Origin of the sequence: Colwellia sp. MB02u-9 (assembly GCF_014077085.1) — a bacterium.
In the GTDB taxonomy this organism is placed as follows: Bacteria; Pseudomonadota; Gammaproteobacteria; order Enterobacterales; family Alteromonadaceae; genus Cognaticolwellia.
Window position 1 is genome coordinate 422273 of sequence record NZ_JACGVF010000094.1, and the last position, 12752, is coordinate 435024.

At 37.2% G+C, this 12752-nt stretch carries 13 protein-coding genes; 8 read left to right on the forward strand and 5 right to left on the reverse strand.

Features of this window, described 5'->3' with window-relative positions:
• Positions 1-344 precede the first annotated feature (344 nt).
• The 7 genes from H4J65_RS10460 to H4J65_RS10490 all read left to right on the forward strand — a co-directional run bounded on the left by H4J65_RS10460 (position 345) and on the right by H4J65_RS10490 (position 7484).
• Positions 345-740: an RNA-binding S4 domain-containing protein gene (locus H4J65_RS10460; RefSeq protein WP_182188853.1), complete on the forward strand. Its 396-nt coding sequence runs from the start codon at positions 345-347 to the stop codon at positions 738-740.
• A gap of 360 nt (positions 741-1100) precedes the next feature.
• Positions 1101-2183 (forward strand): kelch repeat-containing protein, encoded by a 1083-nt coding sequence (locus H4J65_RS10465; RefSeq protein WP_220465126.1) that lies wholly within the window; start codon positions 1101-1103, stop codon positions 2181-2183.
• Between the two features lie 117 nt (positions 2184-2300).
• On the forward strand, positions 2301-4010 hold the full coding sequence (locus H4J65_RS10470) for a proline--tRNA ligase (protein ID WP_182198116.1): 1710 nt from the start codon (positions 2301-2303) through the stop codon (positions 4008-4010).
• Between the two features lie 636 nt (positions 4011-4646).
• Positions 4647-5873 (forward strand): pyridoxal phosphate-dependent aminotransferase, encoded by a 1227-nt coding sequence (locus H4J65_RS10475; RefSeq protein WP_182185845.1) that lies wholly within the window; start codon positions 4647-4649, stop codon positions 5871-5873.
• A gap of 9 nt (positions 5874-5882) precedes the next feature.
• Positions 5883-6488 (forward strand): 5'-deoxynucleotidase, encoded by a 606-nt coding sequence (gene yfbR / locus H4J65_RS10480; RefSeq protein WP_182198118.1) that lies wholly within the window; start codon positions 5883-5885, stop codon positions 6486-6488.
• A gap of 84 nt (positions 6489-6572) precedes the next feature.
• Positions 6573-7181, forward strand: coding sequence for a paraquat-inducible protein A (locus H4J65_RS10485; protein ID WP_182137991.1), 609 nt, complete (start codon positions 6573-6575; stop codon positions 7179-7181).
• A gap of 69 nt (positions 7182-7250) precedes the next feature.
• Positions 7251-7484 (forward strand): DUF2789 domain-containing protein, encoded by a 234-nt coding sequence (locus H4J65_RS10490; RefSeq protein ID WP_182137721.1) that lies wholly within the window; start codon positions 7251-7253, stop codon positions 7482-7484.
• Between the two features lie 338 nt (positions 7485-7822).
• Here H4J65_RS10490 and H4J65_RS10495 read toward each other — a convergent pair whose 3' ends face one another.
• From H4J65_RS10495 to H4J65_RS10510, 4 genes are all read right to left on the reverse strand, one after another.
• Entirely contained in the window at positions 7823-8260 is a 438-nt protein-coding gene (locus H4J65_RS10495) for a hypothetical protein (RefSeq protein ID WP_182198121.1), read from the reverse strand.
• Positions 8261-8480: 220 nt separating this feature from the next.
• Positions 8481-9371: a cation diffusion facilitator family transporter gene (locus tag H4J65_RS10500; RefSeq protein WP_182198122.1), complete on the reverse strand. Its 891-nt coding sequence runs from the start codon at positions 9369-9371 to the stop codon at positions 8481-8483.
• A 161-nt stretch (positions 9372-9532) separates the two neighbouring features.
• A complete protein-coding gene (locus tag H4J65_RS10505) occupies positions 9533-10837 on the reverse strand; it encodes an inosine/guanosine kinase (RefSeq protein WP_182198124.1) in 1305 nt (434 codons plus the stop codon).
• A 213-nt stretch (positions 10838-11050) separates the two neighbouring features.
• Positions 11051-11227 carry a DUF3545 family protein gene (locus H4J65_RS10510; RefSeq protein ID WP_182137715.1) on the reverse strand — a complete coding sequence of 59 codons (177 nt, stop codon included), beginning with the start codon at positions 11225-11227 and terminating at the stop codon, positions 11051-11053.
• A gap of 388 nt (positions 11228-11615) precedes the next feature.
• Between H4J65_RS10510 and H4J65_RS10515 the strand changes: the two genes are divergently transcribed.
• Positions 11616-11780, forward strand: a complete 165-nt coding sequence (locus tag H4J65_RS10515; protein WP_182198126.1) for a hypothetical protein — start codon at positions 11616-11618, stop codon at positions 11778-11780.
• Positions 11781-12044: 264 nt separating this feature from the next.
• Here the strand turns inward: H4J65_RS10515 and H4J65_RS10520 are convergent, their stop codons facing one another.
• Complete coding sequence (locus H4J65_RS10520; protein ID WP_182198128.1) at positions 12045-12536, reverse strand: EF-hand domain-containing protein; 492 nt, start codon at positions 12534-12536, stop codon at positions 12045-12047.
• Positions 12537-12752 lie beyond the last annotated feature (216 nt).

The following is a 12752-nucleotide window of genomic DNA, read 5'->3' on the forward strand; positions in this document are numbered from 1 at the left end:
CTTGTCAAATAAAAATATCGTTTAAAATGAAAAAACCTAATATTTTAATGTCTTACAGAATTTAGGCATCAAAAAAGCGGACAACAGCCCGCTTGTTTACATTAATAAATGCAATAATACTTTAATTTAACCATTAATTTAACCATTAATGCATTTATTGCCGCTGTGGTTAATGCTGGTGAAATAATGGTTGCTAACGGGGTTTTATCCTATTATCTAGACATTGATAATTTACGCTACTCTAGTTATTAACTTTACTTGCCGTTCTCGCTAATACGACAACGACATCACAAAACAACTAAGATATAATCAGTTTTTTCGTTAACTACAAGAATAGACCTTACATGCCTTCAAACTTTCCACTTATTGATGTTTCTATACAACCTATTGAACTTTGCAAATTATTAAAAATAGCGAATATGGTCAGTGGTGGCGGTGAAGCTAAAATAGTGATCAGTGAGGGATATGTATTATTGAATAACGAAGTAGAATTTCAAAAGCGCAAAAAAGTTTATCACGCTGATATTATAGAATTTAACAGTGAAATTATTCAGGTTAATGTGGTTAAACTAGGTAAAGACGAATTACCCCTAACAACAAAAAAACAAGCAGAGGCCACCTTAACTAAACAGAACGCGTTTAAAAAAGCTAAAAAGAAAAAATCCAGTAATAATGACAAAGCACAAAGTGTTCAAGTCACTGACAAAGCTCGCTCAAAGCGTAAACCAATTTCTTTTTAATTCCTCTTAGTATGCGATTGTTGCCAGTAAGCGTGTAAACTGAACCTAGTCTGTTAAATTGACTACATAAAGTTGACTACATAAATTCCATCCTACAGGTAATATTGTGCCTAGAAACGCTTTACTCATTCAAGTACTTAGCATAAAACGCTATAACTTAATTTTATATCCGTTGGTCGCCAAAAATTTAGCAAGCCGAACTGTATTAAACAACTGAATGCATTGATTACCTTTAAATAAGCTAAATTTTTTTGATAGCCTAAAACCTGTAACAAAACCTGTTACAGGTTCAGTATTCTGCTCACTACTCCATGGTAGGATCACTGATTAAATCGCTTAAACTAATTCCATAAGTCACCCATGCCAAAAGTACTACCTTTTACCTTGTTAGCCTTGTGTTTTTCTCTACCTACTGTGATTTTTCAAGTAATAGCCAAAGCCAGTGAGCACAGCCAACTACCGCAAGCCGTTAGCAATAATGCCGTTGCGCAAGTGAAAATTAATAATAAAGACTACATCATTTCGTTTTCCGGACTAGCAAACGGCAAAGGCTACCAAGATGTTCATAATCGCAGCTTTGTTTATAATGTGACTAAAAATCAATGGCGTGAGAAATCTGCTGTACCAATAAAAGAAACAGTCAATGGCTTGGTTGGTCGCTTAGCAAGTGTTGCTACTGCCATTAATGAGGTAGCTTATGTTTTTGGTGGTTATACCCTTGCTAAAGATCATAGTGAAGTGTCGGTGCCTGACGTTTATGCTTATCATGTTTTAGACGATCACTATCAAGCATTAACCCCTATGCCCGTACCCGTTGATGACAGTATTGCCCTGCCTTATCAAAGCCGTTATATCTTCTTAATCAGTGGTTGGCATAATGACGGTAACGTTAATTTAGTGCAATTGTATGATACAAAAACCAACCAATGGCAGCAGGCATCACCCTTTCCAGGTAAAGCGGTATTTGGCCAAGCCGGTGGTATTATTGATAATAAAATACTGGTTTGCGATGGTGTTGGTATTGATGTTCACTTTAATAAACGTCGAAGCTATGCGGCACAAACTGCCTGCTATCGCGGGGAAATAAACCCGCAAAGTCCAAGTGAAATTTCGTGGTTTAAAGTCAAGCACCCAACGGGCCAGTCACGATACCGTATGGCGGCAAAAGGCACGATAAATACCACATCGAACACAAAAGAAATTGTTTTTATTGGTGGTAGTAATAATCCTTATAATTACAACGGCATAGGTTATAACGGCGAACCATCAAAGCCAAGCAATGAAGTCTGGCGCTATAATCTCGACACAGATAAATGGCAAGTTACCTATAGCAAAACCGCCACTATGGACCATCGTGGCCTATTAGAACTCAACGGAAAATTACTGACCATTGGCGGTATGGGCGAAAACCAACAAGTGCTTAAGAGTATTAACTACTATTAATCTTCATTTATAGGCAAATTTTATCTATTGGCGCGATTTAAACCTTTTGTGGCTGAAACTGCCCTGCTAGAATAAGCGTCATATTTTATACTTGTTTATTAATGGAATTTTTTCTCAATGCGTACAAGCCAATATTTACTTTCAACTTTGAAAGAAACCCCTGCTAGTGCTGAAGTTATCAGTCATCAATTAATGTTACGTGCTGGTTTAGTGCGTAATGTCGCATCAGGTTTATATACTTGGTTACCGACAGGCTTAAAGGTACTTCGTAAAGTTGAAAACATTGTGCGTGAAGAAATGGAACGAGCTGGCGCATTAGAAGTACTCATGCCGATGGTTCAGCCGGCTGACTTATGGGAAGAGTCGGGACGCTGGGAAGATTACGGCCCAGAGTTATTACGTTTAAATGACCGCCATAATCGTGCTTTTGTTTTAGGCCCAACGCATGAAGAAGTGATCACTAAGCTGGTTAGTAACGAAATTAGTAGTTATAAACAACTGCCATTAAACTTGTTTCAAATTCAAACAAAATTCCGTGATGAAATTCGTCCTCGTTTTGGCGTAATGCGTGGCCGTGAATTTTTAATGAAAGATGCTTACTCTTTTCATTTAGGTGAAGAGTGTTTGAAAAAAACATATCAGTCGATGTTTGATGCCTATTGTCGTATTTTCGACCGTTTAGGCCTAGATTACCGCCCAGTTATTGCTGATACCGGCTCTATTGGTGGTGAAGCTTCGCATGAATTTCACGTTTTAGCCGACTCAGGCGAAGATGACATCGCCTTTAGTGATGTTAGCGATTTCGCTGCTAACGTCGAAAAAGCAGAAGCGCTAGCGCCAACGGGTGAACGACCTGCAGCAACACAAAGTTTAGCAAAGGTTTCAACCCCTGACGTGCGTACAATAGAAGATCTTGCCAAGTGCTTATCTGTTGATGCCAGCCATACGGTTAAAACATTATTGATTGCTGGCGTAGCGACAAAAGAAAATAAAGCCCCTATTGTTGCTTTAGTCTTGCGCGGCGATCATCAGTTAAATGAAGTTAAAGCTGAAAATTTAGCACAAATCGCCTCGCCATTGACTTTTGCTACTGACGAACAAATTTTAGCCTCCGCTGGTTGTAATGCGGGCTCAATTGGTCCGGTTGGTTTAAGTATTGAGGTTATTGTTGACCGAAGTGCAGCGCATTTAGCTGACTTTGTTTGTGGCGCAAATACAAATGACATGCATTTAACCGGCGTAAACTGGGAGCGTGACGCACAGAACTACAGCGTTGCCGACTTACGTAATGTAGCAGCTGGTGACCCTAGCCCTTGTGGTCAAGGTAGCATTGTTATTAAACGTGGTATTGAAGTAGGTCATATTTTCCAACTGGGTGAAAAGTACGCTCAAACAATGAACTGTGGCGTGTTAACGGAAAATGGTAAAAACCAAATTTTGACTATGGGTTGTTACGGTATTGGCGTTTCACGCATTGTTGCCGCTGCCATTGAACAAAACCACGATAAATATGGTATTAAATGGCCGGCAGCAATTGCACCTTATCAAGTTGCCATTGTGCCAATGAACATGGCAAAATCAGCTCGTGTTAAAGAAACTGCTGAAGCCTTATACCAACAATTACAAACCGCTGGTATAGAAGTTATATTTGATGATCGCAAAGAACGCCCTGGCGTTATGTTTGCCGATCATGAATTAATTGGCACACCATTATTGCTTATTATTGGTGAGCGTAATCTCGACAACCAAGAAATTGAAGTAAAAAATCGTATTACTGGTGATAAGTCTCTGTTGGCAATAAGCGATGTTATGTCTTTGTTTGCCTAATCACGACTCTTTGCAAGTTTGGTCCTAAAGGTCAAACCAAGCTAAATATAATAACGGCTTTGCAGTTTGTGCACAGCCGTTTTTTTATCTCATTATGTTACATACTATGCCACAAACAATGGCAGCTATCCCATCCCAATAAAGCACTCGGTCAACCTATTGGCTAATTCTCCTGAGTAAAACTTATTATACCAAGTTGAATAAATGGTTGAACAATCAATCATAATAACAAGATGATATAGTTATTAGCGATTTATTATAAAAAAGTTGCAAGTAACTGTTTCAAAGTTAAGCAATATTAGCAACAATGGACGCAAGCAAATTAATGAAATACCACTGCCATTAAGTTTGTGAACTTGTTGTGTGCAAGGAAATAAATTAATGTACGGCGCTTTATTGATCCATCACAAGCTATTGGGGTTGAGGACACAGGTTTTTAGTGCCCGACAACACCTAACTATTCACATCTATGTGAGCAGTACCTTAAGCTATTTTAATTAGCGAAAGTGGGTAATAACTGAATGAAATTATTATGAAATACGCTCACACAATGACTATAGCTTTATACTTAGCTTAATTTTCTTTTAACGATGACGATAACGTTAATTCACTTTTATCATTTATAAGACTGCCATTATGAAAACTATCACCAAATCTTCAAAATTAAAAAACGTCTACTACGAAATTCGTGGACAAGTTGCCGCAGAAGCCAAACGTTTAGAAGATGAAGGCTATAAAATTTTAAAACTTAATATTGGCAACCCTGCTCCCTTTGGCTTTGAAGCCCCTGATGATATTTTAAAAGATGTTATTCGTAACCTGCCAACAGCTCAGGGTTACTGTGAGTCAAAAGGTATCTACCCTGCACGCGTAGCCGTAATGCAGTATTTTCAACAACAAGGCATTTTAGATGTCAGTATTGATGATATTTATATCGGTAACGGCGTCAGCGAACTCATTGTTATGGCGATGCAAGGCTTGTTAGATAATGGTGATGAAGTGCTCATTCCAGCACCTGATTACCCATTATGGACTGCAGCTGTTGCTCTGTCTGGCGGAAAACCTGTGCATTATCGTTGTGATGAAGAAAACCAGTGGTTTCCAGATCTGGAGGATATCGCCAGCAAAATATCGTCAAAAACCAAAGCTCTTGTTTTGATCAACCCTAATAATCCTACGGGAGCAGTTTATAGCGAAGAAGTGCTTCAAGGTATTATCACACTTGCGCGTGAACACAACTTGATCATATTCAGTGATGAAATATACGATAAAATTCTTTATGACCAAGCACAACATATTCCAACGGCGAGATTAGCAAACGATGTTTTAATCATTACTATGGGTGGTTTGTCTAAAAACTATCGTATCGCCGGCTTTCGTGCCGGTTGGATGGTAATTACTGGCCCTAAAATACATGCCGAAGATTATTTAAAAGGCTTAGATATTCTCTCTTCAATGCGCTTGTGTGCCAACGTGCCTGCCCAACATGCTATTCAAACCGCACTCGGTGGTTATCAAAGCATTAATGAATTAATTAAAAATGATGGCCGTTTATTAAAGCAGCGTAACCTTGCACATAAAATGATCAATGAAATTGATGGTTTATCGTGTAACCCAGCTATGGGCGCTTTATATTTGTTTGTTAAAGTAGACCAAGAAAAATTTAACATCCATGATGATGAAAAAATGGTTTTAGACTTACTCAAGCAAGAGAAAATACTCTTGGTACACGGTCGCGCCTTTAATATTAAGCAAGACAATTACTTTCGCTTAGTGTTTCTACCGCATGTGGACGAATTAAAACCTGCATTGGAAAAACTAGCCAAATTTTTCCGTACTTACCGTCAGTCAACCAGTGAATAAGGTTATATAATGCAAAGTACTTTTCTTGCCTGGATGTTCAGAATGCCACTGATTAAACGTTGGTCATTGATGTTTTGTGTTAAACCAGAAAATGTTGCTGAGCATTCTCACCAAGTGGCTATTGTCGCCCATTTGCTGGCAGTGATTAGAAATCAAAAATTTTCGGGCAACATTAATGCGGATAAAGTGGCTACTGTTGCACTTTATCATGAAGCCAGTGAGACCCGTTTTGGTGATATTGTTAGCCCAACAAAATATGCTAATCCTGAGATTGCTCGAGAGTTTAAAAAAATTGAATATATAGCTGAAAAACAATGTCTTCAGTCTTTACCTGAAGAGTTTCAAGCCATGTTTGCCGATATAATTGTGCAAGATAACGTGGATGAACAATACAAAAAAATTGTCAAAGCGGCTGATATTTTAGTAGCTTATATTAAAGCGCTTGATGAATTAAATCATCAAAACCATGAGTTTGACCATGTAAAAGAACGCTTAGAATTGAAGCTAGAAACCATTAAACAGCAAATGCCTGAAGTCGGCTATTTTATGGATGTTTTTCTGCAATCATGCTCAGCAACTGTTGATAAACTGACCGAAGTTCAAGTTAAAAAATAGTTGTAGATCACAATTGATGCTTGCTAGAGATGCTAATAAGATTATATACCTGCTCGACTTCATTTTGGAAAATTTTATAACATGATGATTAAAAAACATTTAGGTTTTTTCTTTAACCTTATTGCCATCGCATTATTTATTCCGGGTATATTATTGCCAATGTTTTCTCTCAATATGGCCATGACAGCTAATGTGAGTGGTGCAAAAATCACTAATACAATCATTGATAAAAACTTGTCATTGTTGCAAACCATACAAGAACTTTGGCAAGATGATCGCCTGTTAGTGGCGTTATTAATTTTTGCTTTTTCTATTTCAATACCGGTATTGAAATTTATTTTACTCAGTATTGCTTACGCAAATAAAAACTCTAGATTAGAGATTACCGTTTATAAGTTTATTAGCCAAATTGGCAAATGGTCAATGGCTGACGTTTTTGTTGTCGCCATTTTTCTTGCGGTACTATCAACTAATCACGCTGAAACCGCAACACAACAACAATTCGCGGTATTTGGTTTTAAGTTAGATTTTATTGTCAGCAGTGAAACATTGTCCGCATTAGGACCAGGCTTTTATTTCTTTACTGGCTATTGCCTATTATCTTTATTAGGGTCAAGTATTAGTAACAGTAGTATTAACACCAAGGCCAAAACGCTATCACCATCAACATCAGTTAACACTTTGATAGATTAAAACTATTGATAATATAGAGTAAGTTCTTCTATAGTTACTATACTTAAGCACTTAATAAGGGAGTATTTTATGGATCTTTCAAAACACAATATGACAAGTTTGTTCGCTCAATTGGGTCTTAAGAATAGTGATGAGGAAATAGAACGTTTTATTGCGTCTAACCGTGGTATCCCAGTAAATCAGGCACTTGCTGATGCTGATTTTTGGAGCAATGGCCAAGCGCAATTTTTACAAGAAGCTATTGTGCTTGATTCTGACTGGAGTGAAGTTGTTGATAGCTTAGACGCTTTATTAAGAAGCTAAACTTAAGAGACTAAACCATTAAAAAAGGCTTAGGTTCTACTAAGCCGGTACGTTAAAAAATTACCTATTATAATTCTTCGACAGTTTCTTATAATTTATTAACAGATTATTCATAAATATTTCACTACCAAGTTATATTTATCTTACTGGACGTTAGTGCTTTATTTATTAAGCTTAACTAACAATCACCTATATAGGTGATATAACTTATATAGGTGATATCCATTAACTGAATTTGATATTGTCCTCTACTTTTTATTTTGAAATACATAACATCAGGTAGTTTATTTAATGGTTATTTGAACTAAGCACTTTATTCATATAAAGAATTGATTTAACTAAGTTTCTGATTTAATGATGTCATATAAAAATTGATCTTGATTTAAAGAAAAACCTTCGGAGTCAAGCCAATTAATGGCATCATTTAAATTGTCAAAGACAGCACGCTCATAGCCCTGCTCTGTGTGTGGTATCATTTTTTCTAATTGCATTTCTTTAACTGCACTAGGTCGGTAAACATGGCAGTCTTTAATACAACCCTGTGCTTTAAACCATTCACAATGCTCAACCACATGTTGTTCTATTTCTGGTACACCTAACTCCCACTGCTCAAAAATAGAAATTATTGCCCAATCACTACCCATCAAGGGTGCTGCCGCTGCTTTAAACTCTTTTACGTAAGCAATAATTGCTTCTTCATTCCATGAATCTGCAAACCACTGCATAAGTACTTTATCAGTAACCTTTATTTTCCAGCGACCGTGAATTTCTAACATAAAAAGTCCAAATGAAATAAAAGCTATTTCCAATATAGCGTTTACGGTGTGCATAAGCTAACTCTGTTTCAAAAGACCACAAAAATCAATCATGTCATAAAGGACATTATAATAACCTAATGGCCAACTACTTAATTGTATCACTGAGTGGTTTTGAAAAAATTTCTTATAAGCAATCGTATCTTAAGTCTGATTTTTTTAGTGCTAACATCAAAGCTGATTAACTGTGCTTACAACCACTCGCTTCAATTTGCAGTACGCTGGTATTAACATCGAATTGTTCTTTTAGCACACGCTCGACTTGAAAGCGGCATACTTCATCATGCTTTTCTAAAGTACATTGGTGTTTTAGTACGATATGAGCACCCACCACTACTTGGCCGTTGTCACTTTTAACAATTAAATTGTGCACATTGTCTATGTGCTCTAAACCTTGCAGGGCCGTTTCAATTTTCTTCAATGCCGGTAAGCGAACGCCATTAAAAAATAAACCTTTAATGCATTTATAAAGTAGTTTAGAGCCGGTATAAAGTACAAATACAGAAATAAGTATGCTCGACAACGAATCGACAATTGTCCAACCCGTAACATGAATGACAATGCTGGTGACGAATGTGACTATGGTAGATAGCAGATCAAAAAAGGTATGCAAAAACACTGCATAGACGTTAACACTATCTTTACGGCCTTTATATAAAACATAAGCTGACGCGCCGTGAAATAGAAAGCCTAACGAGGCAACCGCCGACATAACAAAGGTGTTTATTTCATGTTCATCATGATGCTCGTGGCCAAATAATCGCTCGGCCCCTTGCAGTAAAATCCAACAACTGATCAGTAAATATAAGGTACCGTTGATCAAACCACCTGAAAGCTCTAAACGACGATAACCATCACTAAACGTTCGACCAAATTTTATCGCTAAGGTTGAAGCTATTAAGGCGATAAATAGTGAACTATTATGCACAAACAAGTGCCCTGCATCTGCATATACCGCCAAAGAATTTGCATAGGCGGCGCCAACAAGTTGCAGCAACATAAATACACTGGTAATAGCCAGTGCAATTAGTAAGCGTCGTTGTGATGATTTATGTGTTGTTAGAGTAGTCATGCAAAAAAGTAATGTCTCATTAAAGTAATTAAATAGTATGTACCATGTGCTTTCATCAGTTAGAAAAGCGTCGTTATTGTAGTTTTAATTTAGCTAATTAAATAGTTGCCACCATAACAATGGCAAACGCTACTGGATTTTATCCGCAGGTTTACCGTTAACTACTGCGACCAATAGGCTTGGTCTAAGCTGTCTTCTCGCTCCGGTAAACCACGCGACAAACGCGGAGAATGTTGTACTAATACCTCATAACTGACTCTGTTGGCGTATTTACTCATTTGCGATAACGACGAGTAAGTTAAGGCTAATTGCTCATGCTTACTTGAGTTTGCCACCGTATTTTTATGATAAACATTGGCACTTAAGTCATGTAATATAGCCGCAAGCGCAGCATCTCCAGCACCATTGGTATTTTTTATACTTTCAGGGCCGCCCATATAAGGGGCAGAATGGGTATATATTCGCATTGGTTGATGGCAATCGTTCAATAACATGGGACGAGAATATTCATAACGATTAAACTCATCTATCTCGCCCGATAATAATGGGTATTCACTTTCTCGTTTAAAGGTTTCATCAACATAGCCCGCCATATATAAGCCGTGTTTACCAGCGGTGCAAATAACCATATCAACCCAATCCAAGCATTTATTCGCAGCGAGTAGTGGTTCTTCAATACCCGTTATGGCTAATGCTTCTTCTTCGTTCATGGTCAGTATGTTGACATGCTTTTGGACAAAATCACGCCAAAACTCAGGTTCTTCTTCAATTAAAAATTTAGTACCTAAGGTCAGCACCACAGGTACGCCAGCAGCATTTGCACATTTTACCGCTTTAATTGCTGCTTCGGTCATGGTGTCGCCAGCTTGTGTGCGCATCAAATAAGAGCTAATAACCAGTGCTGAAGCTCCGGCAATTAATGACTCGTCAATAGAGTCAGGGTGTAGACGATTGATTAAGCCGGCATTAATACCAAAAGTGCGCTCACCGTGATCATCAATCAAGGTAAAACAACGACCAATAGGTCCGTCGACAGGCTGAAGATAGTTAAGATCAACACGTGAAGAGGTGTTACTTATAAACCGGTAAGCATAGTCACCAACATGTATGTTTTTGGACATAACACCCAGTAAAACTGAACGGTCATCCGCTAGCACAGAGTAATTATGCATAGTATTGCCAATAGTGCCGCCGGCAAATTCGTAATTGATCAGCGATTCATCTTTCAAACGTTGATAAAGGCGCTGAGTAACTTCGTCTGAGATAACCTGTGACATACCAAGTTTTAAATCAAATTCATTCAAAAATGCTTGATCAACTTTAGCTTCAATATCCACTAAAACCTGATCTATACCAACAATATAGTTTTGAGCAGCTTGAGCGCTAGGATTTACTTGGTTTGTTAATGGGTTTTTATGGTCGACAGGAAAATAATGTCGATGTTGACGGCGTCCGGGAAACTTCATGAAGTAATACACGGTTAATGACAAAAAACGGATTATAGCGCAATGCCATTTGGTTTGACCAGAACCATCACCTAAATTATGGAGAAATGTCTATAATCGCTGGTTTGGATACCATGATCAGTACAAATTAAATTAAAGAACGCAAACTACGACAAAAAAATGTCAATCATTTGCGCTCCAACATAATATAACTGAGTATTAATACATTCCATATTAATGTGTTACATAATCATCATAAGATGCCATTTCTCGCTGCATTCTTTGTTTTTCCTTAAAAGCCTCTATTTCTTGCCACTTACGCTTAGCCTGTTTACTATTTTTTTTCTTCTGATTATCGAAGTAAGCATCGATATCATTAAGGTTTTCTTCTTGCCATTCTTTAGATTGCATCACAAATACTCCTATTGATTGTTTCCTCTAAACTAATCAATTTATATGACAGTTATTTGAATGAAATATGACAATTTGGTTAACTCTATAGGTTAACTTGGTTGGTTTTATTTGATAGCAACAAAAGCTTAGCAGCTTGCACTTAAGTATGGCGTAGTAATGTTAGTCGTTTTATTATCTATTTAGGTCTAAAGCTTTAAAGCAACTTTTAGTCAAGACAGTTATGACATGACTAATACTTGTCACCTGTTCATCACAAAAATTTTGCTAAATTGCCATACTTTTGATCTAGCATGATATTTCTCTGAACTATATTGTCAGAGAAATTAGTTAGTTTGACACAGACTAATACAGGGAAGAAACATGAAAACTTACCGTTGGAAACATCTTGGGTTTAATCGTTTTAACCGCTTCAGTTCTTCAAATAGGTTGTAACAATAATGATGATAGCGCTGTTGAAGTCCCAGAATCCAGTGTAATAATTGAGGCTGGAGCAGTGGCTAAAGTAAGAGTAGGAGTGAAACTGTTATTTTTAATTAAAAATACAAATTAATAATGAAGCCTTCTGTGTGTTGAATACCTATTAAGTTATGCTAAAGAAAGAAATAAATTCCCCAAAGGTACTGGCTTTTAAAAGCGTTTATCAAGTACAACATAAAAATAACTAGCCGTTACTTATTGCGTTATTTGTACTAGTAAAGTGCAATAGTAAAGTGCAATAAAATTTATTTTTATTGCACTGCTAACTTAGCTAAATCATTGAGCCCATATCATTAAAAATTCAACGAGGTTATAAACCCCACCCTAGAGTCAGCATTTACTTTTTCATCATATTTTTTCGTTGATTAACATGATACTGAGCAAACTCTTCCGACAATATTTTTCCGTTACCATCGCTGTCAATATCTTCAAAGCTAGGGGCATTAGCGAGATTGCGCATAGGATAGCCTTGTTTGACACCCGCTTTTTTTCTTGCAGCTCTAGCATCAGAGAATTCCTGTTTTAAGATAACACCATCACCATTTAAATCGAATTTGGTGAAGCTAGCCATATTTCTGCCTTTACTCATACCATCGGCTTTTCTGCGTCCTGGTTCCATGCTGTGACCTTTGCCAGATTTTTTCGTTGCCATACGCTCACTTCTGACTTGGTCAAACTCTTGCTCACTAATGACCCCGTCACCATTACTATCATAGGTAGCAAAAGTAATAGGGCCATGCACTGGCAAGTTAGATGAGAGCGAAGATAGCGATATAACACTCAAAAAAGGGACTAAAATTAGGGGCATTACCTTGAATAGTTTTTTCATTATTATTTTCCTATAGATTGCCAATGAACTGTTTAAAGCTCTGATTTGTTAAAAATATAATAGACCAATTACACGGAAAAAACTAATCTAAGTTAAGCCTTATAGTACCTTGGTTCTGTCCTAACTTTGAGCATTTAACACTAAGCTACTTCGCACATTTCATTTTACTTTGTAAGCAGTTACTAACTACAGGTAAATTGCTTTTACTTTCAAAGC